This window comes from Sutcliffiella halmapala, assembly GCF_050107295.1.
Lineage (GTDB): Bacteria > Bacillota > Bacilli > Bacillales > Bacillaceae_I > Sutcliffiella_A > Sutcliffiella_A halmapala_A.
The window spans coordinates 237,257-258,897 of record NZ_JBNIKR010000003.1; the positions used below are offsets into that span (position 1 = coordinate 237,257).

Here is a 21,641-nt window from a genome sequence, read left to right on the forward strand (position 1 = left end):
GAATGAAGGTTTATTTTGAGGATAAAAAAAGGTTTCATCCCCTTAAAGGGATGAAACCTCTACACTATTCTGCGTTTGGCTATTGTTTGAGGTTGTGTTTTTATCACCCGTGCCGGATTACCGCCGGCAATTGAATAAGCAGGAATGTCCTTACAGACCACGCTTCCTGCAGCAATGACAGAGCCTTCCCCTATCGTAACACCTGGAAGGATGATCGAGTTGGCGCCAATCCATACATTGTCCTTGATTGTTACCGGGGAGGAATCACCTGTAGTATTGATGCGGTTTGCCACATCATCAAATGACAGGTCATGTCCGCTTCCGTCCATGATGTTGCAGTTGGCAGCGATCAGACAGTTATGACCGATTGTTATTTTTTCGTAGGCGTGGATGCATGTTCCATGGATCCTTGTGTTATTGCCGATTCTTATTTCAGAACCTTGACGGTCAGAGAATAGCTTTACAGGGGAATGCATGTTGATATGGTAGCCCTTGTTGGAAGAGTTTAATGTAACCCCGTCTCCGAGGACCACCCTCCCGCCGTTTCTGATGTCAATCATGGGCATGCCTGCTAACTGGAGACTTTCCCCATAGGTTAATCCTTTTATTCTGTTTAACCAGAATAGCTTTATTTTACAGATAATATCTTTGATTAATCGTTTCATCCTGCTTGCCTCCCCTGTTCTTTCATCTGTGTTGTGAGTTGAGATCTATGGTAGTTCAGCTTGTTGGTAAGGGATTGCTTTAATTTTTCGTCCAAGCAGTCTTGGATGAGTATTTCGTGGTACATTGCTCTAATTTTGTGCCATGCAGTTTTCATTTTATGAAGCATGTTAGAAGCACCTCCGAAGGTATTGGTCTTTCTTATATACCCTTCGTTTGGGTTTTGTAACTAGTGGGGGGATTTTATATTAAGGGTTGGTTACAGATTGTTACGAAGGATTGCTATATGTCGAATTGTGAAATGTTTGGTGATTGTATGGAGGATGGAGGAGTTCGTTTTGTTGCATTGAGATGTTTTGATTTTTGTGTGGTTTAGTTAAAGGGCTTGGGACCCTTTTTTCTTGAGGGGGTTTTGTTGTAGTTTTTGAATGTTTCGTTGGGTAGGATGCTTAAGACCGGGGTCAGACCCTTGCGGCTTCTTTGGGGTTTAGGTTGCGAGGGTAGGATGGGCAGAGTTGTGTTTAGGTTATTTTTGTTTTGAAGGGTCAGACCCCATAGGAGTGTGTTCTTTAGATTTTTTGTTTCTTGAAGCTCGAAGAGCTGTTGGGATGTGTATTTGCATTAAAGAAAGCGGCCATTTTTTTGGCCGCTTTTTTGGTGTTAGCTGATTGCTTTGTTTTGTTTTAGGAGCCAGATGATTGGGTCTGCGCTGTTGTGTTTGTTTTTGGATGTTGCTTGGGATAGGGAGGTGGAATAGAAATATTGGTGGTTGCTGAATTTGCTTTCCACTTGTTTTACAAAGAATTGGTATCCCATGGAGGAAAGGAAAGATTTACAGCTTTCGTTTACGGTGTTTGTACCGGGTTCGGCACTTGCAGCGCTGACTTCCCTGGAGGATATCATCTCGTCTAATCCGTAGGCATCCACTTTGTTTATCACGATTGCAATGGGGATGTTCAATTTTTTCGTTTCTTTGATCCCCATATTTTTTGAAAGATGGACCATCAGCTTGTCGAAGGTGTCATCCAGAAGGTCTCTTGCTCTGTTGGCGATAGCCGGATCATCAGTAAGCTGTTCCTTGTATGCTTCCGCAAGATCAGGCATCGCGAATGGGTCGATGATCAATACCAATCCGTTCAAATAGCTATAATAATGGTGCAGCGCCAGTTCCTTTGTATTGTTATATGCTTCCCCTGCTGGGTCATAGATATAAAGGAGCTTGTCGTTTCTCCATTTCTTGCTGGATAGCTTGATATTCATGGCGAGCGGCTTGTTGTTGATTGTCTTCATCGGAAATGACCCTTGCCTCATGCCCACTACATGTTGTTCATGCTTGAGTTTTTCTTCTTCATAAAGGAAATCCGCCTCAAACCCGCTTTCTGCAGCCACCCCTTCTTGCAGATTCCTTATCATGGAAGTGACAAAGGTTGTCTTGCCTGAAGAAGGGCTCCCAATCACAGAGACGCAGAATGGAGTCGCTTCTTTCACCCGCAGCGTCTTCTGGCATCCTTTACATTTTGCCTCCAACTGTTGGCGTTGTGTATAGTAAGTTGCAGGCAGCACCTGGCCACACTGACATTTCCTTTTTCTCACACCAAACAATCCCGGGCGCAAGTTCGTATGGGAGACACCACAGCCATAACAAACATAATCGGGAAGTTCCGATTTATGATAACAGCTGGGGCAGACGGTCTCGATTTTTTTACTCTTCAGGCGGAATTGATCCAATATGTAAAAAACACCGAGGTATAGGTAGGTACCAAGAGAAATCACGCCACAAACAAGGAAATGAAGAATGGAACAGCACACTAGAAAGAGATAGCCGATCAAGAGAGCGGTATAGGCGCTTATTCGCATCGTTACATAAGGGATCAGTCCCAGACTGAATCCATATATACTCTTTAAGCGATTCGAGCGCTGAATGAACTTCTTCATGCTGAACGTATTCGCTTCCACAGTATGACGGTAGACACTTCTTATGTCATGGAACGCCTTTTTCATCCAATAAATTTGATAAGCAGGCTGTACATTCCTCCTTGCCTCTGTTTCCGTTTGTTTAGAAGCATACATCAGGAGCATCGATTTATAATTCATCATCGCCCTGTATAGTCCCCACATCACTCCGGTTCCTACCTGAACAGGAAGGGTCAAGAAAAATACTGGAATCAGTCCGATAAAATGAAATCTCGGTTCATCTGAACTCGTTTTTGAAAAATAGTAAGGTACCACACTCACCACATACCCCACCGCGACATGAATCCAGAAATGCTGTACGATTCCATAAGTGATGAGATCTATGTCCTGAAATGCTTCCAGGGAGAAAGGGATATCTGCTTCCAAAAAGAAAGCAATCATATGGTACAGATAAAAACTCATGAAGCTGTACATAAAGCCACTCAAGAAGGCTGGCGGAGCTTTGATGAATACGACAAATACGATCAATAAAGCAAGGTAGATATAGCTGCCTTCAGATACATCCCCTGTGGCGATATAATAGATGGCCGGCCAAAATGCCCATATGAATGCCGAATATCCCAAGATGGTAAAAATGGGTCTTGTTGTATATAATCCAAGCGCCAAAAAGAGCAAGGTCCCTGATATCCCCATGAGAAATTTGAAACTCAAGGAATCGATATCTGTCGTCCAGTAGGCCAAGCCAGGTACTAATAAAAGTATATTCAATGCAAGAAAAACTTTCTCAAAACTGCGTCTCATACCACTATCCCCTCTCCATCAACGCTTTCCAATGATCTTCTTCATGGAGCGGGAGAAAATGTTCCCTTGCTGCTTTTCTACTTCTTTATAGATGGCACTCCACTTCTTCTGCAGTGATACATCCCGATCCAGCCCTTTTATCAGGTCATCCACCTTCTTTATTTCAGAAGGGTAAGCAAGAAGATATTCTTTCATTTGCATCTCCACTTTTTTCGTTGGGGCTTGTTTCTCCCTGTGGTATAGATAGAAGCACTCTACAAAAAAATTAGGGGAAAACTTCATTTTGTTATTCTCCCTAGCTTCGGTCAACGCTTCAAAAATCAATGGCCGGAACATCTCCCTATCCATCTTTTCTATGAGGGTAGTGATGATGGTTTTTCCTTTATAATACTCATCTATCAGGACCGGAAGCGACCACACAAGAAATTCTTTATATTCCCTCTCGTCCAACGCCTGGATATTTACAGTCAGAAGCTTGCTTGACCTTTCAGGATCCTTTTGACGAACAGAAAGTATATAGAAGATTAAAGCAAGCTTAGGGTGATGAATGCCGGTCACTTCTTTGTATTTCTCATGGAAAAGCTGCAGGAAATCCTGATTTGATTCCACATACTCATCATGAAAAGGGATTTCCCACTCGCCTTGCAGCAATAAGCCTTTCAAAAGGCCATATTTATCTAGTGCCGTCGGAATGGTAGTATCCGCAAAAAGGCGTTCCATTTCAAACAGACTCTTCTGGTTGATAGCGGAATTCTTGTATAAGGTCAGAATCTTTTTCAAGTAGTAACTAAGATACTTTTTATATGGATACATTTCTTTTACATAGCTTTTCACATAATCCGTTTTGTTCCCTGCAGCCTCAAGGTTCTTGACATAAGCTCTATAGAGCCATTCCCGTCCGATTTCCTCTTGCTCAAGAACTTCATAGGCATCCTTCAACCATGCGGCGTCTTCTGCTCTTCCGCGCAATGCATTTTCCAATACATGCATGACAGTGAATTCGGATGCGCCCCTGCTTTGCCAAAACAGCATACTTTTCGCAAACAGATACCCATTGACTTCCTTATAAAGCGTCGAGTCTTTGGATAGATCGCCCACGATGAAAAGCTTCTGGCTCTCATAAAGGCTCTCCCACGCATACCCTTCTTCCACTACCATGTCGATCACTCGTTTATGATAGAAATCCATTTTTTCTTTATGAGTGAACTCCCTTAATGCCGCCCTTCTTTCATCGAGCCTTTCTGGATGCAGAAAAGCTTCATGAAACGTCCGACGCTCTTTCATCGGATCATAAACTTCACAGAAAAACTGCTCTATGTTCCTGATGGTGGCTGTATCTTCTGCATTCGTCATCAAGTCGTCTACAACCTGAAGGAAGAAGTCTACCGCCTTTTCAAGATGGGGGGCTTTTTTTGTTTTATTTGCAGATTCAAAAAGGAATAAAGCAATTTCCCTGCCCGTCGGAATATCACATCGTGAGGCTATATCGTAAAGCTGTTCGGCAGACAATCGATCCATAAAATGAGAAGTCCGTTCCGGTCGCAAATACTTACGCGCAAAACTTATTCCCTCCAACCACTCCTTGGTGCTTAACAAACTTTTCCCCGCATGTTCCATCTCATAGAGAACGATGGCACTATCGATTTCCTCATTTACCTTTCTGTAATCAAAGTTAGTGAAAAACTCCTTGATTTGGTTAAGGAAAGAGGAATCTGTAGCAGCACGTTCCGAATAGGTAAAGGTCTTTGGTACAGCGTTGTCTCTGGAAGGTACGTTCATATTAAAGACATAATATTGATTTGCATGATCACGAAAATTGAATCGTGTTCCTTTGTCCATCGTTCCATTTATTACAAAGTTTTCCCGCTCCGGGTCGAAGGAGTAGGTAGAAAAGAATAAGGAAGAGGCTATTTGTATTGGAAAAGACAAACGAATGGCCGCTATCCAGAATGGGATATTAGGCGTTTCATCTGTCAGGTATAAAGAACCAGCCTGACCTTTTTCTGCAATCAGAACATCCAGCATCTTTTTCAGTTGTGCTCTTCTGTCCCCGGAGTCCAAGAACTGATCTACCTTTGAAGGGGTAACATCCCCACCTTTAGTTATTGCAGACAAAGAAGGTAGGGGGGCAGGCTCCCTGTCGACCAGTTGTTCCTCCATCGTCAGGCCCTTTCGGAATGTTGGGGAATTGTATAACAGTACCGGATCAAACGGCCATTCTCCTTCATCAAGGATGATGGCATGGGAGAAATAATTCCCATACCTCCCGGAATAATCCTTGCCGGTATATACGGATTGACACACGCCATGGCGCCCGCTGCTTAATTGAAAAGTGGAAAAAGCCATCGGAAATGCTTGCTTGATCTCTTCTTCCGTTGGATGACCAGGTAAATGGGAGGGCGGAATATATACCCCATATCGTTCTATCTCCAGTATTTCTTGTTCCGATAATCCCTCTGATGCAGCATAAACCTGAAACCCGCTACCTGGAGTCCTTCCCCTTTGACACGAGGTATAATAGAGTTGTAAAAACTTCATTCTTCCACGCTCACTTTCTCTTAACACCCTTAATGATTTTGTGCTTGTATAATAACCAGAGGAACGGGTCTTCCACTCGATATGGATTGAAATCTTTTATTTTCATGTCAGAATCGGGATTATGCCCCAATGAAGAAAAACCGAAAAATCCATAGTCCTTGAAGTTTGTTTCCAACGCTCTCGTCATCCCTGTGTGCGTCCATTCCTGTACAAGCGTTTCGATCTCCGAATGGACATTTTCAAAGTCCCTCAGATCAAACGCACCATTTGAATGACAGCTTGGGAAATTCAAGGCACTCGATGGATCCAAGATTTTTTGGACTGCATCGATCTTTGAAAAGCCGATAGCCAAAGGAATTTTGATTTTTTCATTTTGCTTCAAGTTCTTCGCTTTTCTTATAAGATTGGTCAGGCGGAAAAGGATTTCTGAGCTGTCCGTGTTCACATTCGGCAATCGGACATCATTATGCACCGATTCCCTGACAGAGTCCAACTGCAAAGGATCTAACAACAAGATGATCCCTGCAGAATTATAAATATATTTATTGACAGTAAGCATCGTATTCTCATCATTCAAGTCCTCCCCGGCCGCATCAAAAAAGGCAAGGGTAATCACTTTATGGATCACAGTTTTATTGAGGACATTCTTCTTGGTGAATTGCAGCGTATAAAGCAACGGGGTCCTTACCCTTGAATCTGAACGACCCGAATGTGTCGCGTGGATGGTCTCTTTTCTCTTGAAAATCGGAGCCCAGAAATCATCCCGATAACGATTGATCGTCTCATCATCGATCGGATGCAGATTGCATTCATAGTTATGGCCGATTTCACGCTTTATTTTATCGATAAGGACAGAAATAAAGTGGCTTTTACCTGTTTCTTTTGCCCCTATCACCGCAAATATCATATCTTCATATTGCCCGATGGTGGAAGGCAACTCCGAATGACAGCTAGGGCAGATCCTTAAGGTAGAGTTCCTCGCACACTGGTCGCAGTCCGCATCCTCCGGCATCCCCTTGAAGAATTGGTTCAGTCCGTTCCCTTCCTTGCTTGGACTGAACACATGACCCATCATGCTGGCCCTATTGTGCCCCTTGAACTTGGATAGCACTTCATCAGGCTCTTTGATGCAATCTTCCGTTTCACTGTTGCATCGGAACTTCACATCCTGCAACTTATGCTTATCAAAGCAATAAGGACAGATATAATCTTTTTTCAACATTGTCTTCACAGCCATATTCTCATACCTCATACTTCTTTTATTTTCTTCTTTCTAAAAGAGCTTCAGGGCGTCCTTCCCTCCCATTGTCTGCAAACGGACCTTAGGCGCTTCCTTTTCATTGATAAAAAATAGCTTCGCGTAATAATTCTTTTCAAAATTTTCTTGTGGAATGGTCTCACTGAAAGTTCCCTTCACCTCTGGATGGTCCATGATCCGGAAAATCTCTTTACCGTCATTTCGATGCATCGGAAGGCCCCCTTCTTTTTTCACCAGTACAAGGCCGGGCAGGGTGACAGCCGTATCGGTATAGAGAGAGAGCTTTAATTTTTTCTTGAAGAAGCTTGAAGCGGATATTTCATAACTGATATCAACCGGCTTGGTATTCATGCACAGATAATCGGCACCATTGGAATAGACTTCTTTGTCATTTTCTTCATAAACGGTATAGATCGTAATGAAGTAGTTTTGTTCATGGCCTGGTATCTTATATCCTTTGAGCACCTGATAGCTCCCTTTGGCAATTTGTATCTTTGAAGCATTCGGGTCATCATGTGCGATCGGAAAACTGTCCTTTCTATATGCGACAATGACGCGACTGATCTCTTCCGGCCAGTCCCACTGTATGACGAGCGAATCCTTCTCTACTTTATGGAAGATACCGCTGACTTCCGGGTGCACTTTTGACACCACCATCTCTCCGAACACTGCCGCCTCCTCATTATATGAAACCGGAATGAAGTAGACAGGCTTTTTCAGATTCACTTTCGCAAAACCTGTATTCTTTGCGGAAAGTTCCACCTTATCTCCAAGTTCCGCCATCTTCTCCGGCGCACACACTTCACCTTTCTTAAAAGGAAATGGCTTGGTAGAATAGAAGACTTGGATTCTTTCATCTGTTTCCGGGACCGTAATGGTGACTCCACCGACTTCCCTTTTCATATAGAGTGCACCGATCGGTTTTGGCATCCTGATTGCTTTGGAAAATTGGGAAATGCCTTCTGAATAAACGGTGTCATTGCCGCCCGGGAACGTGACAACTATCAGAAATCCGTATTTTTTTCCAAAGACAACCGTATCGTCTTTCATACCTTTAAGGGATACATTCTCAAGTTTGACTCCATCATTTCTTCCTTTAGGTATTTCGCCTTCTTTGCGCCATACTTCAACAGAGGTCGCGCCTTTTGGAGCCTTCCATTTCATTTCAATCATGGTATCTTCCTGATGGATCACCACATCTTGCACATCAGGGCGCAGGAGAATCGGCCCTTGCAGCATACCGTTTTCGGAAATCGATTTCCCCCGTACAGAAAAGATGCTGTAATAATATGCATGACCTCCGATTGCACTTGTATCAATAAAAGTACACGATGGTCCTTCCTGGACGATTTCTCCATCTGAACTGTGCTCGACCGGATGATCTTTCTTCCTGACCACACGGTAATGGATGGTTCCTGGTGATGCACTCAGATCCCATTTCAAATGAAGTTGTGACGATATTGTCATGACCTGGATACTTTTTGGTGCATCCGGCGGCCACTTTTCAATCATTTCATTGGCCTCTTTACAGTCTGCAGCCACTTCAAGCGCTCTCATATAATACTGAATGGCCTGCTTTTCATCCTGGATGCCCCTTGCCCGCCTAAGCAGGGATTCAGCAGAATGGATCCTGTCCCTGCATTCTTCATCCAGATTCTGAAAAGGAAATTCCGCTTGAGATCCTATTTTCAACTTGATCAGTTCACTTCTTGCTGTGTAATATTGCTTGTTCTCCATCATCTCTAGGATGCTACTGATCTTTTCTTCCAGCTCGTTTTTCCTTCTGCCGATGACTTGCAGGCATCTTTTTGCCTCTCTATGATTCTTCCAGATGCTCAGAACCCGCTGATAGAGATATTCCGCTTCTTTCCACTCCTCCAAGGAAGAGTGAAAGTTCGCTTTTCGCATCATTTCATTGATGGCAAAGATATCTCCTAGAACAAATCCACAATCTCCACAAGCATGCGTCGAGGAAGGTGATACCTTTTTACAGCTTGGGCATTCGAGTTCAAGGGGGGATGAACACCTCGTACAATGTTTGTTTCTGTCTTTATTCACTAGTCCGCATTTCCCACATTGCTTTAAGGGCGTCAACACTGCACTTTTTTCACCATTTCCTATCGTCACATGGTGTTTCGTGCAATATTCTTTTACAAATCCCGAGACTTCCTTTTGCTGGATACCGAGATTCATTCCCTCTTGTATGAACTGTTCAAATACAATCGTATCCATCTTACCTGTCGAACAGGCTATTGCCAGTGGCTTTTCCAGAATTTCCAGCCGTAATAATGTCAGTGCCCGGTCGTACTCTTCCCGTTCTCTTTGGAGGATGGACTTGCAGTAGGATTGGAGTTTCGTCTCGTATTCTATTTTTGCGTCACGTTTTTTCCTTGAGAGCTCCACATATTTTTCATCCGCTTTGGCAATCAATGTTTCAGAGCTAGCCATGGGAGATTCCTGAAGAAAATCATAGATGCTCGGCACGCCTGAAGGATGCGGGGAGACAATGCCTATCGTCCCGCACAAATCTGCTATCTGTTTCGCCTTGGATACATCCACTTTCTTCTTTTCTTCTTTCTTGTTCCCTGAAGCCTTCTTAATGGGATGAGAAATCCTGCTCCTTACAGCAGTCTCGGCAAGCCCGAAGGTTTTAGCCATGTCGGTTGCTTCATGTTCATAGATCCATCCACGGCTTGAGAGAATCCTGATCATATTATCCAAAGATTCAAAGACCTCTTTTTCCTTGGCAAGCTTCTCTTCGTTTACTAGATTTATCGCTTCTTCTATTTCTCTTTTGCGTGAATCCTCTTTCGTAAAGACAGCTACCATATCATTTACAAGCGCCAGCTTCTCTCTTGCTTCTGTGCTTCTGCTAGGATGATTGCGCAGCTTGGACCATTCCGCTTTTTTCTTATTTATATGTGTAAGAAGCGCTTCTTCGTCTTCCAGCACATTGAAAACATCCAAATCAAGCAGTAAGTAATAGTTTTTTCTAGACATCGATGTATGTATCCTTTCACTTGAATATTCTTAGACCACCCTTTTTCTTTTTTGCAGAAACAAGGTCCTGACTGCTTAATACTTGAGCAATCTTCGAAAAGGATTCTACCAGCTCTGACAAATCGGTAAAGAGCGCACTCTCATCCGATGTGGCGATTTGTTGAAGGAACTTTTTATCCGCGCTTCCAAATCCTACTGCAATCACTTCTATCCCATCCAGGTGGCAGGATTCTGCTTTTGTGATAGCTTGTGCTTGATGGTCCCAAAGTCCGTCAGTGAGGACAATGAGGAATTTATATCCATCTTTCTTAGTTAATTGATTTTTCGCCTCGTAAAATGGATCATCGGAGTTTCCATACCCGGTCTCTTTGCGGCTAAAGACCCTGGCATATTCTTCTACACCCTCAATGAGTTCAGAATATTCTGATGTTAAATGTCGCAACACTTTCGTTCTATCGGCAAATCCAATCAGCCCGATGCTGCTGTGGGATAGATCCAGCTTTTTAATAAATTCCCTTGCAGCTTCCTGGGCTTCTTTCAGCGGTTTTCCGCTCATGCTTCCTGATAGATCCAGCGCGATGCATACAGAAATGTCAGGTTTCTGACTTACCACTTCATGTACCACCGGTGGGCGGCCCAGCCAACTTAAGTCCTCCGGGGCCTCGTGTTCTTCCGCAGGCAACACGATGCGATTTTTACTATCTTCGGCTGTGACCTTCACTATTCCGTTTTCATCATAAGAATAGGAAACTTCCAGTACCGCGAGGCCATCGGGGCTGTGGGGGATGCTATTCACGACATATTTGCCCACCACTGTACATTCTAAGGGGTCATTACTCTCCCCTTGTGTCGCAAAGACTTCCAGGCTGTTTCTTCTCCCCTGATAGGTCTGGATTTGATAGGTCTTCTTACGGGAAGAAGGAATAGGTTCATTTTTAGGTAAAATGATCGAATTCAGATAGCGATCGCCTTTTTTATTGATTGCGATCATCCCCAAACTATGGCTCATCACATCTTCCACTTGCTTTTTTCCACCTATAGAGAATTTCTTCCCTTTGGCCTGCCGTTGCAGCATATCCGCTTTTATCGCCGCCCCCAGGGCTACCGCTTCATCCGGATGGACCCCATTTAGAGCGTCCTGGCCTGTTTTTTCTTTTATGTATTGCGATACCATCGGCATTCTTGTCGAACCGCCCACCAATAAGACATGCTGCACCTCTTCCCACCTCAAGTTAGTTTGCGCCAATGATTGATTGGTGAGGCTCCATGTCCTTTCCATAAGGTCTTCTGTTAACTCTTCAAATTTCGAACGGGTTATCTCATAGCTGTCCCTTACTCCACCAAACACAACAGATATCTTTGTGGACATTCTATTCGTCAGGGCTTTTTTTGCCTGTTCGCCTTTTATGATCAAATCGTTCATCGTATCAAAGCTTGATAGAGGGTCCATGCCATGGTCATCCTGGAATTGTTCCGTTACATACGATACGATGCGGTCATCCCAATCTTTCCCGCCTAATGCATGGTCCCCTGCAGTTGCCAACACTTTGATCTTATCGGCAGACAAGTGAACAATGGTAACATCGAATGTCCCGCCACCAAGGTCATACACAACAAGTTTCTGATCCCTTGATTGGTCTATCCCATAGGCCAGGGCCGCCGCTGTGGGTTCATTGATGATGGCACTGACTTTCAGGCCAGCCTTTTCCCCAGCCAGCATCGTTTCTTTTCTCTGTTTGTTTTCAAAATAAGCAGGAACAGTGATCACTGCTTCCCTCACTGTTCCCCCAAGTTCCCTCTCTGCATCTTCCTTTAACTTTTTGAGTACAAGGGAAGCCAGATCAGTAGCCGAGTATTCACGATCATTAAAAAATTCCACAAAAGAATCATCGCCCATCGACCGTTTAAAAAATGAAGCCACATCCGTGTCACCGAAAGCCTGCTTCTCTTTTGCTTCCTCACCAATAATCGGCTCTTTATCACCAAAATAAACGACGGAAGGGGTCGTCGATTTCCCCTCCGCGTTCTTGATGATTTGCGCCTTCCCATGCTCATTCACATAACTGATCACCGAAAAAGTGGTCCCTAGATCAATCCCGATTGCATACTCCCTCTGCATTCCCATCAGCTCACTTTAACAGAGTTACTTCTTTCTATCGCTTCTTCCAGTTCTTTTCCAGAAATGACCGACTTTGTTTCAATGGCAGTGGTAACTTGGCGGTTTTCCGCTTTCTCCACTGCAAGCACTTCGAGACGACCTTCTTTATTCAACTTGAACGTCACGTCGATTTCCGCCCCTTTAGGCAGGCCATATGGCATATCCAAAGTCGCTGTCCCGATTTCCGTTGCAGCATCCACTTCGATCTGTTCATCTGACACTTCATTCTCTTTAATGACAATTTCCACGTTTTCCTGGTTATCGACCCTCGTTAAGAACGTTTGTGTCACTTCTGTCGGCACCTGGTCATTCTTAAAGATGATATTGATGACCATTTCCACGTCATCTTCATTGAAAGCGATGATACCAAAGCTCTTACTTGATACATCAATGATCGTCGTATTCAAGCTTTCTCTTACACTTCCGCCTAAATGGAATCTCTTTGCAACTTCCTCAGAAGCTTCTATTAATTTTTCCTGATCAGCCATGCTTGTATCACTGCCGGCCGTCAATGCTTCCGCTGCCCCACCATCTTCATTCACGATCCCATTATAGATCCTGATGATTTCTTCCTTGATGATGGACTGATGACCAAACAATGCCGCTCCTTTTGATACCGCTTCATCCGGATCAAAGGTCACTGGCAGCTTGCCGAATTCTTTCGTAATGGCCTCGCTGATCTGCGGCATTCTCGTAGAACCACCTACAAGTAAAATGTCATCAAACGTATCAACATCTTTCTTCTTTGCTTCATCCAGCATGAGGTTTGTCAGACTGATGGTTCTCTCTGTCAAGTGAGCCGTCAATTCTTCAAATTTCTCTTTCGTGATTTTCACTTTGATTCTATCCGTACCGTGGGTAAACGAAATACCTGTGTCGTTGCGTGTCGTCAATGTCTTCTTTGCTTTTTCAGCTGCCAGTTGAAGATCTTGGAAAGTTTCAGGATCCAGTAGGATGTCCTCGTCACTGCCTGTCTGCTCTTGATACTGTTGAACCAGGTAGTTGATGATCGCATCATCCCAATCTTTCCCACCAAGGTTATGATCTCCCCCTGTTACCACCACTTCAATTTTACTCGGCGCAATCTTGATCATGGTGATGTCAAATGTCCCGCCACCCAAATCGTATACCAATACCGTTCTTTCTGCCTGCTCACCCGAGTTATTCGCAAATCCATAGGCAATCGCAGCGGCAGTCGGCTCATTGATGATCTGCAGCACATTCAGCTTCGCTATTTCCCCTGCTCGTTTAGTGGCCTCGCGCTCGTTGATGCCAAAATAGGCCGGGCATGTGATGACCACATCTTCTATTTTTTCTCCCAGCGCTTCTTGCGCATCGTTTACGAGCTTCGTCAGGATCCGGGCCGAAATCTCTTCAGAACGGTAGTCCTTCCCCTCATAAGGAAAGACAAAGTTTGGGTCTCCCATAGAACGTTTTACGAAGGATACTACGTTTTCCGGATACATCTTGGAAATTTCTTTTGCCGCTTCCCCGACAATGATGTTGTCCCCGCCTTCTTCAAAATACACAACGGAAGGAGTGATACGCTCCCCTTCTGCATTCGGCACGATGACCGCTTTGTTATTTTCATCTACATATGAAATACAAGAATATGTTGTCCCTAAATCAATCCCAAACACCTTTTTTAGCTTTTCTGTCATTTTCCTCGCTCCTTTTACTCTTGCTCGTCCGTATTTGCTGACGCAACTTTTTGTTTTTTATCCAAGGTATATACAGATACAAACTCCTTGCGGATTGTCTTTCCATCCCACTCATATCCTTTACGGAAACGTTTTGCTATCTTTCTCTCTTTCTCACTATCTGTCGTCATCTCCGTGGAATGCACTTTTTGCTTCAATGGATCAAAGATATTATTGATTTGTTGATATGGCTCCACGCCCTGTCTATACAACACTTCCTCAATATCCTCTGTGATCATATCCATTTGATTCAACAACTGTTCCGGATTTAAAGGATCCTCTGATGCCCTGTGGTTTTCCGTAAGCTTTTGAATGCCGTCTATCACCATGATCAGATCGTTGATCATCGGCATGACTGTCTTCTTCACTAAGTCTTGTTTATATTCCTGCACTTCTTTATGTAGACTATCTATGAGACTTTCTTTATGTTGATCATATTTTAGTTTTGCAGAAAAGCTTTCCTGTAATGACTTCTGCAAATTGTGCAACTCCGTGAATTCCCGCTTCAATTCATGGAACATTCCCTCTGTTTCTACTGAACTAGAAGCTGCCACTTGGGATACAAGTTCTTGCATTTCACTGGGCTTTTGCTGTTCCAATTCCTTTAATCTTGCATCCAATTCATCTATTCTAGAGAAATTTGTGTCTTTTCCAACGTCTTTTTGGGTCTCTGCCAGATTAGGCTCTCTTTCTTCATCATTTCCAGGATCAGGCGCCACTTCCCCAAGTTCCTTCCAATCAATAATTTCCATATTAGGTTCATCATCTTGTAAGGTCTGAACAGGCTCTTGTGGGGTGTTCGAATCTTCAGATACACTTTGTGATGGGGCGATTTCGGATGGTTCGCTGCTTTCACTATTCTGCAATAATGCAGCTTCATTTTCTGTAGCAGGTTGAAGGGGACGGTCATCAATCTCTTCATGTTGCTTGTTTTTGGACTTAAAACTATTAAAAACCCTTTTCACGTTTCTCACCTCATCATAGATATTTTCACACATATCCTTGCATATTAATTATATTTTACATAAAAAGGATTAACAAGATAATATTGAAAGTTTGCTAGACTTTAGTGCTGAATCTTTAGATCTGTTAAATAGAATATTTTACTAATAAATGAAAATAAAGCTTTTTTCAATGGGTAAAAGTATATAGAAGCAAAACCATTTCGTGTTATTTTCTATATTTTCTGACACTTTAGTTCTATTTAATAGTATAATTTAACAGTATTTCTATTTAATGGGGGTTAGTGGATGAAGAAGATATTGGTTCCTTTTGCAGTGCTGATGATTGGAAGCACACTGGTTGCCTGTAGCGGTAATGAGGGTGCTGCGACGAAGAAAGTGAACAAGATAGACGAGACCGAGGTTGCGGGTACAGAAGTAGAGACAGAGAAAAGTGAACCTGGGATTGATGCTGCGACTGCTCAGGCATTGGCGGAGGAGGCTCTCCAATCCCACTTCAAGCTTTTGGACGAGGGTGATTTTGAGAGGTATATGGGGTTGTTTGAGACACCTGCCGATGAGGACCGTGCTACTACAATTCAGAAGATGATGGAACTAAAACCGAGCTCTGAGCTAAGGGACATTAAGGTAATATACCAAAAAGAAGATGAAGTGTTGGCTACATTTGATATTTCGCAGATAACCGAAGTATTTGACCCATATAATAATTTTAACCGTCGTGGAGATGGGTTTATCATTTTTAAAGTCATGGAGGACGGCAGCTGGCAGATAAGTCACCTGGACTATATTACCCTGCATTATCTTGATTTTTATGGAGAGCGAGACCAAGGATCCTTCAATCACATGGACGTGGAAAATCTATTCATCTGGTCCAAGGAGCTTGCGAAATTGAAACGGGAGAAGCAGCTTCCGTCCGAATGGGCTGGTGCATTTCTTGCTGAACTCCAGAGAATGGATGATGCCATTCCGGACCAGCCGCTCCAACTTACCCAGGATATGCGCGATTGGCTGGCGCCTGAGATATTGGTAACGTTGCAAAAATCTCTGAATGAGCTCGGTGATCCGCCAAAGGATACGATTACGATCAACAATTTCTTTTTTTATGAACAGCATCTGGAAAGTAATGATTATATATTTTTTAATGCTTTTATCCGTAATGGATTCGATTACCCGGTCAGCAATCTGCATGGTCCAATCTCCCTGACTGCTGAGGCATTGGATGAGAATGATGAATTGGTCGACACTGAAGTCGCAGGGATGACCATGAAATTTGTTGGGTTGGATACAATTGAGCCTGGTGGCACTGGACTTGCTACTATTTATTTTGGTCCTGAGAGTATTATGGTGAGTAATCTTGATGACTTTTTGGCGTATGGGGAGTTTGAGATCGAGTCGGAGTTAGCACATGGCGGTGAGTAGGAAGCTGAGATACGTGTGGATACCTGTTGCGGTTGTGTTGATGAGCGGATTGCTTGTTGGCTGTGGTGGTAAGGAAGAGGGTGTAAAGGAAGAAGCGAACGGGACGGTAGAGGTTAAAGAAATTGAAGTTGTTGAGTCTGCCGCTAAGGAGATCGAGACGAATGAGCATGGGGTTGATATGGGAGTTGTTCGTCAGGGGGAGGATGCCATTCATAATAAGTTCAGGTTGTTGGACGAAGGGGATTATGAGGGGTATCTTGCGACTGTTGATGCAGAGAAGAACGATGAGCTCCTCTCTTTGATTCAGGATATGATTGAGGCAGATACGATAAGTAGCGTGGAGAATATTGAGGTTATGTATCATAAGGATGATGAGGTACTGGTTGTGTACGATTTAAATCTTATGACAGAAGTATTTAATCCGGATATGAATTTTAATCGGAATTCTACATGTTATGCCATTTTGCATAGGGTGGATGATGGCTGGAAGTTTATTGTTGATCATGCTGTTTCGTTGACTGTTCTTGATGGTGAGGGGCAGCCTGATCGGAATTTTGATTATATGAATTATGATACGAAGATTGCTTGGTGGGCTGAACGGAAGCGGTTGTTTAGCCTTGGGCTTGTTCCGAGTGAGTGGTTTGAAGAGGTTTTGCGTGAACAGTTAGATGCTGTTGCGCTTGAGAATCAGCCTTTGCAAATGACTCAGGAGGAGCGTGACTTATTTGCGCCTGGGGCGGTAGAGCAGGTGCAGGCGATATTGAATGGGTTGGGGCCGCCGGTAGAGGATACGATTACGATGGAGGCGCTGAACTTTTATCCTGAAGAATTGGAGAATGGGGTTTTTATGTTTGGCAGCTTTATTCGGAATGGGTTTGATCATCCGGTGAGTGGGTTGGTTGCCGAGGTGAGTGTTTTGGTGAAGCAGCCGGATGAAAGCGGGAGATTGGTTGATGTGTTGATTGGTGAGGGTGAGTTTGATCTTAGTGATATTGGTACGATTGAGGCTGGTAATTCGGTGTTGATGACGTTGTTTTTGGATGGGGAGAGCTTGTTGGTTGATGGGTTGGCGGAGATGGAGATTGATGGGTTTGAGGTGGAGGCGGAGTTTTGGTATGAGGGGGAGTGAGGTGTGTTTTGAAGGATGGGTTGAATTTTGTGTTGTTTAGTTAAAGGGCTTCGGATCCCTTTTTTCTAGATGGGGTTTTGGTGTTGGTTTTTGAATTTTTCGTTTCGTAGGATGCACAAGACCGGGGTCAGACCCTTGCGGCTTTATTGGTATTTAGGTTGCGAGGGTAGGATAGACAGAGTTGCGTTTAGGTTGTTTTGTTTTGAAGGGTCAGACCCCATATAGCAGTGTTCTTTAGAATTTTTGTTACTTGAAGCTCGAAGAACTGTTGTGAGGTAGTCTTATAAAATTTTGTTTATTGGAGGATAAGGAAAGAGCAGCCGTTTTTATGGGGCTGCTCTCTTGGGTTTTTATGCGAAGCTTTTTCTTGGTAACCGATCAATATGGTCTAGCATGATTCCAGTGCCGATCGCGACGCAGTTCATTGGTTGTTCTGCGACGAGGACGGGCACTTTTAGTTCTTCGGCTAGGAGTTGGTCCATGCCGTGGAGGAGTGCGCCGCCGCCTGTCAGGATGACACCTCGGTCGATGATGTCGGATGATAGTTCTGGTGGTGTGCGTTCTAGGACGCTTTTCGCTGCTTGTACGATGACTTGTACGGATTCGCGAAGAGCTTCTTCGATTTCTTCGGATGAGACAGTGATTGTTTGTGGAAGGCCACTGACCATGTCGCGTCCGCGGATGTCAATGGATTCGTTGCGTGAGCCAGGGAAGACGGTCGCGATTGAGATCTTGATGTTTTCCGCTGTGCGCTCACCTATCAACAGCTTGTATTTTTTCTTGATGTATTGAAGAATTTCGGCGTCGAATTTGTCGCCGGCCATTTTGATGGAGCTCGCTGTTACGATGTCCCCCATGGAGAGTACTGCTACGTCGGTTGTTCCTCCGCCGATGTCGACTACCATGTTGCCGCTAGGCTGGAAGATGTCCATTCCCGCTCCGATTGCTGCCACTTTCGGCTCTTCTTCCAGGTATACTTTTTTGCCGCCGCTTTTTTCGGCCGCTTCTCTGATTGCTTTTTGCTCAACGGAAGTGATGTTCGTTGGGCAACAGATCAGGATACGCGGCTTGGAAAGGAAGCCTTTGACGTTCAATTTTTTTATAAAATGCTTCAGCATTGCTTCTGTGACTTCGAAATCTGCGATTACTCCATCTTTTAGCGGTCGCATCGCTACAATGTTTCCTGGAGTACGCCCTACCATCTTGCGGGCTTCTTCTCCTACCGCTAATACTTTACCTGTGTTTGTATCAAGTGCCACTACCGACGGCTCATTCAGAACGATTCCTTTTCCTTTTACGTGGATGAGAACGTTTGCCGTCCCCAAGTCTATCCCTATATCCCTAGCAAACATGTTACTATTTTCCTCCTTGCATATGCTTTGCGACTGTTGTCCGAACAACTTATAGTCCTAATTGTATATTCTATCACAAATTACAAATAAAAGGTTGAAATTAACATTAATTTCATGTCAAAAATTTGATATTTTTGTCGAATATTTTAGGTTACGGCTGATACGTTGGCAGATGGGGGTATGGGACTTTTGTGCCAGTTTTTTGGAGGAGGTTTTTTGTGTTGCGATTTTTGTCGAATTTCAGTGTTCGGGCGTATTTTAGATTTTACGGGCGAATGTCCTTGGTTTTCGGGCGCAAATCTTTGTTTCCGGGCGAAAGTTAGCTCTAATCGGGCGCAAATCTAAAGTTCCGGGCGAAAGCTCCTACTGCTGCCCCGTAAAAATAGAAAAACAGCCACTAGGAGGGACTGTTCTTCATTAGTATTGGTGCTGTCCGCTGGAATTTGTTTATTTTACGGCTTCCTCTTCCTTCTTGTACTTCATCTTGGTGGCTTCCCCGCCGCGCAGATGCCGGATGGATTTATGGTAATCGAGTATATCCTTCACTTCATTCGCTAAGTCTGGGTTGATCTCTGGCAGTCTTTCTGTCAGGTCTTTATGGACAGTACTTTTGGAAACGCCAAATTCCTTCGCAATCACGCGAACTGTTTTCTTTGTCTCCACGATATACTTTCCAATCTTGATAGTTCTCTCTTTGATGTAATCGTGCACACCACTCGCCCTCCCTAAATTGGATGTTGAGGAATGTGAAATGAGACCCGCTTATTCCGATGTAACGAAGTGCCTAGTGCTTACAGTTGTGCTTTATAGAAAAACGATTAGGATGTTTGGTGTTATGCTTCGAGACAATCTACGATCCCTCACCTCAAACACTCTCTTTGTATGTTTGGTTAGTTACAGTTTATTAGCTTGTGTCCTGCTTTATGCTAATAATGTCAAGTGGGACAAGGGATTTGTTCGATTTTTTTGAATTCTTTTGTTTTGAGGAACCATTCAGGGTGAAAAATGGCAGGGTTAAGGTTAGGAGTGTGGAATATATATAGAAAGGGATACTCAGTTTATGCGAAGGAAGTGAAGATTATGGCAATGGAAGCCACTCTTACCTATTCACCCTCAGGGCCGGATTCGGTGATGCTGCACTTTATTGTTGAAAACACGGGGAACAGCGCGGCCAAGGTAATATTCACTAGCGGTCAGCGTTACGATTACATTTTGTATCGGGATGGCAAGCGCGTCGAACAATTTTCAGAAGGCAAGTTCTTCATCATGATCTATGAGGAAATCATGGTGGCACCAGGGGATGAAATGAGCTTCGACATTCCTCTGAAGAACTTAACTCCCGGAAACTATAAGGTGAAAGTATGGCTTACAGGCGGTAATTGGCCAAAAGCACGCGGAGAGCTCGAGTTTACGATTTGATGTCGTAGGCTCTTTTTTATGGCGTAGAATTATCTGTAGACGTAAAAGGCCTTGTCGGATATATTTAAATTTGGAATGGACATTTTTTACATAAAAAGGGGAATGGGAATGCGTAATTGTATAGGGGTATGGAAGGTTGGCCTTATCGTCGTATTGGCAATGATGATGGCTGGATGTTCACTTTTGGAAGAAACGGCTGTGAAACTAACGGATCATCTTGATGCGGAGACTGCGATATTGGATTATCTGGATGCCACCAATCCTATCATAGAAGAATGTTACGATATTGAAGTTGCTGCTGAAACTGGTTTCTGGGCGGAAGAGGATGATGCAAAAGCACTCGCATTTCTAACTGAAACCACCATTCCCGCTTTGGAAAAGGTGCTACAAAAGACCAAAGAGGTGACGGTGGATTGGGAGCCTCTGCAGGCATCCCACGAGGCCTTGATACTTTCTAATGAAAAGCTGCTTGAAAGCTATGTCATTTATGCAGAGGATATGAGCAGCGGGAACTTCGAAATGTCAGAAGAGGCATCTGCAGCTTATGATTTATCGTTCGAAGAATTCGATAAGCATGAGAGGTTATTTGCAGAGACGGCTGAGGAATATAAAGTGGATGTTTATTTGGAGGAAGAAGAATAGATAGTGATGCGTCTGCCATGTCCGGTAGAGGCATTTTTTTATTCACCTTCCCCTATCCTCAACAAGTCCCCCCAAGTGTTGATCCCCCTGTCAGCGCAGATGTGGAGAAGCTCCACGAACAGATAGGCCGTGGTCATGGCGTCCCCGATTGCCGAGTGGCGTTGATAGATCCTTGTCCCGAAATCACGGGCATATTTTTCGAGATCACGCATGTCGTAGCTAGGGGCGATATAGCCGATCAGGTTGAGGGTGTCGATGGCTTTCGGTGCTTTCCAATACAGATTGAGGCGCTTGAGCTCGTACTTGATGGCGTGCATGTCAAAAGCGATATAGTGCCCGACATAGCAGGCGGACGTCTGGTTGGCTAGACTGGTCAGTTTTTGTATCGCTTGCATAGCGTCAGGCGCTTTTTCCACTTGTTCATTGGCGATTCCGGTCAGTTCGGTAATTTCCCGAGGGATTTGTCGATTCGGGTTGATGTAGCTTTGGTAGGCACTCTCCTCCACCACCTCCATTCCCTTCACCTTCACTGCACCGATTTCAATTAATCTGTCCTCTTTTGCCAGGTTGAATCCGGTCGTTTCTGTATCGAAAACAGTGAATTCCAGTTTGTCGATTGGTGTAGAAAGCGGTAGGTTTTCTACTAAATTGCTCGGGAAATAATCCTTTCGGGCGAATGGAAACAT

General features: G+C 44.0%; 15 protein-coding genes. 4 read left to right on the plus strand and 11 right to left on the minus strand.

All coding sequences use genetic code 11. The annotated features are described in order from the left end of the window. Positions 1-59: 59 nt before the first annotated feature. The 8 genes from ACQCT5_RS07025 to grpE all read right to left on the minus strand — a co-directional run bounded on the left by ACQCT5_RS07025 (position 60) and on the right by grpE (position 14,997). Positions 60-665, minus strand: coding sequence for an acyltransferase (locus ACQCT5_RS07025; RefSeq protein ID WP_499640377.1), 606 nt, complete (start codon positions 663-665; stop codon positions 60-62). 658 nt (positions 666-1,323) lie between these two features. Next, entirely contained in the window at positions 1,324-3,378 is a 2,055-nt protein-coding gene (locus ACQCT5_RS07030; protein WP_499640379.1) for a TRAFAC clade GTPase domain-containing protein, read from the minus strand. Positions 3,379-3,396: 18 nt separating this feature from the next. Next, positions 3,397-5,916: a GAP1-N2 domain-containing protein gene (locus tag ACQCT5_RS07035; RefSeq protein ID WP_499640381.1), complete on the minus strand. Its 2,520-nt coding sequence runs from the start codon at positions 5,914-5,916 to the stop codon at positions 3,397-3,399. A 10-nt stretch (positions 5,917-5,926) separates the two neighbouring features. Beyond that, positions 5,927-7,153, minus strand: coding sequence for a hypothetical protein (locus ACQCT5_RS07040; protein WP_499640383.1), 1,227 nt, complete (start codon positions 7,151-7,153; stop codon positions 5,927-5,929). Between the two features lie 36 nt (positions 7,154-7,189). Beyond that, complete coding sequence (locus ACQCT5_RS07045; RefSeq protein WP_499640576.1) at positions 7,190-10,174, minus strand: tetratricopeptide repeat protein; 2,985 nt, start codon at positions 10,172-10,174, stop codon at positions 7,190-7,192. 16 nt (positions 10,175-10,190) lie between these two features. Next, entirely contained in the window at positions 10,191-12,293 is a 2,103-nt protein-coding gene (locus tag ACQCT5_RS07050; RefSeq protein ID WP_499640385.1) for an Hsp70 family protein, read from the minus strand. Positions 12,294-12,298: 5 nt separating this feature from the next. Beyond that, positions 12,299-13,993, minus strand: coding sequence for an Hsp70 family protein (locus ACQCT5_RS07055; protein ID WP_499640387.1), 1,695 nt, complete (start codon positions 13,991-13,993; stop codon positions 12,299-12,301). Between the two features lie 14 nt (positions 13,994-14,007). Beyond that, entirely contained in the window at positions 14,008-14,997 is a 990-nt protein-coding gene (gene grpE / locus ACQCT5_RS07060) for a nucleotide exchange factor GrpE (RefSeq protein ID WP_499640389.1), read from the minus strand. A gap of 285 nt (positions 14,998-15,282) precedes the next feature. Between grpE and ACQCT5_RS07065 the strand changes: the two genes are divergently transcribed. Together ACQCT5_RS07065 and ACQCT5_RS07070 are read left to right on the plus strand one after the other, a co-directional pair. After that, the gene (locus ACQCT5_RS07065) at positions 15,283-16,413 is read left to right on the plus strand and encodes a hypothetical protein (protein WP_499640391.1); all 1,131 of its coding nucleotides are present in this window, start codon (positions 15,283-15,285) and stop codon (positions 16,411-16,413) included. Further along, complete coding sequence (locus tag ACQCT5_RS07070) at positions 16,400-17,542, plus strand: hypothetical protein (RefSeq protein ID WP_499640393.1); 1,143 nt, start codon at positions 16,400-16,402, stop codon at positions 17,540-17,542. The genes ACQCT5_RS07065 and ACQCT5_RS07070 overlap by 14 nt, the downstream gene beginning before the upstream one ends. A gap of 350 nt (positions 17,543-17,892) precedes the next feature. Here the strand turns inward: ACQCT5_RS07070 and ACQCT5_RS07075 are convergent, their stop codons facing one another. Both ACQCT5_RS07075 and spoIIID read right to left on the minus strand, forming a co-directional pair. After that, positions 17,893-18,894, minus strand: a complete 1,002-nt coding sequence (locus ACQCT5_RS07075; RefSeq protein WP_499640395.1) for a rod shape-determining protein — start codon at positions 18,892-18,894, stop codon at positions 17,893-17,895. Positions 18,895-19,341: 447 nt separating this feature from the next. Then, entirely contained in the window at positions 19,342-19,605 is a 264-nt protein-coding gene (gene spoIIID / locus ACQCT5_RS07080) for a sporulation transcriptional regulator SpoIIID (protein ID WP_204412950.1), read from the minus strand. A gap of 294 nt (positions 19,606-19,899) precedes the next feature. Between spoIIID and ACQCT5_RS07085 the strand changes: the two genes are divergently transcribed. Together ACQCT5_RS07085 and ACQCT5_RS07090 are read left to right on the plus strand one after the other, a co-directional pair. Next, positions 19,900-20,313, plus strand: a complete 414-nt coding sequence (locus ACQCT5_RS07085) for a BsuPI-related putative proteinase inhibitor (RefSeq protein WP_499640397.1) — start codon at positions 19,900-19,902, stop codon at positions 20,311-20,313. 108 nt (positions 20,314-20,421) lie between these two features. Continuing rightward, positions 20,422-20,955, plus strand: coding sequence for a hypothetical protein (locus tag ACQCT5_RS07090; protein ID WP_499640399.1), 534 nt, complete (start codon positions 20,422-20,424; stop codon positions 20,953-20,955). Between the two features lie 38 nt (positions 20,956-20,993). Here ACQCT5_RS07090 and ACQCT5_RS07095 read toward each other — a convergent pair whose 3' ends face one another. Next, positions 20,994-21,641, minus strand: coding sequence for a 3'-5' exonuclease (locus tag ACQCT5_RS07095; protein ID WP_499640401.1), 648 nt, complete (start codon positions 21,639-21,641; stop codon positions 20,994-20,996).

Coding starts and splice junctions, on each gene's coding strand:
- ACQCT5_RS07030 (WP_499640379.1), bottom strand. CDS start 3,378: ATGAGACGCAGTTTTGAGAAAGTTTTTCTTGCATTGAATATACTTTTA.
- ACQCT5_RS07040 (WP_499640383.1), bottom strand. CDS start 7,153: ATGGCTGTGAAGACAATGTTGAAAAAAGATTATATCTGTCCTTATTGC.
- ACQCT5_RS07035 (WP_499640381.1), bottom strand. CDS start 5,916: ATGAAGTTTTTACAACTCTATTATACCTCGTGTCAAAGGGGAAGGACT.
- ACQCT5_RS07085 (WP_499640397.1), top strand. CDS start 19,900: ATGGCAGGGTTAAGGTTAGGAGTGTGGAATATATATAGAAAGGGATAC.
- ACQCT5_RS07075 (WP_499640395.1), bottom strand. CDS start 18,894: ATGTTTGCTAGGGATATAGGGATAGACTTGGGGACGGCAAACGTTCTC.
- ACQCT5_RS07055 (WP_499640387.1), bottom strand. CDS start 13,993: ATGACAGAAAAGCTAAAAAAGGTGTTTGGGATTGATTTAGGGACAACA.
- ACQCT5_RS07050 (WP_499640385.1), bottom strand. CDS start 12,293: ATGCAGAGGGAGTATGCAATCGGGATTGATCTAGGGACCACTTTTTCG.
- ACQCT5_RS07095 (WP_499640401.1), bottom strand. CDS start 21,641: ATGTTTCCATTCGCCCGAAAGGATTATTTCCCGAGCAATTTAGTAGAA.
- ACQCT5_RS07045 (WP_499640576.1), bottom strand. CDS start 10,174: ATGTCTAGAAAAAACTATTACTTACTGCTTGATTTGGATGTTTTCAAT.
- ACQCT5_RS07090 (WP_499640399.1), top strand. CDS start 20,422: ATGCGTAATTGTATAGGGGTATGGAAGGTTGGCCTTATCGTCGTATTG.
- ACQCT5_RS07025 (WP_499640377.1), bottom strand. CDS start 665: ATGAAACGATTAATCAAAGATATTATCTGTAAAATAAAGCTATTCTGG.
- ACQCT5_RS07070 (WP_499640393.1), top strand. CDS start 16,400: ATGGCGGTGAGTAGGAAGCTGAGATACGTGTGGATACCTGTTGCGGTT.
- ACQCT5_RS07065 (WP_499640391.1), top strand. CDS start 15,283: ATGAAGAAGATATTGGTTCCTTTTGCAGTGCTGATGATTGGAAGCACA.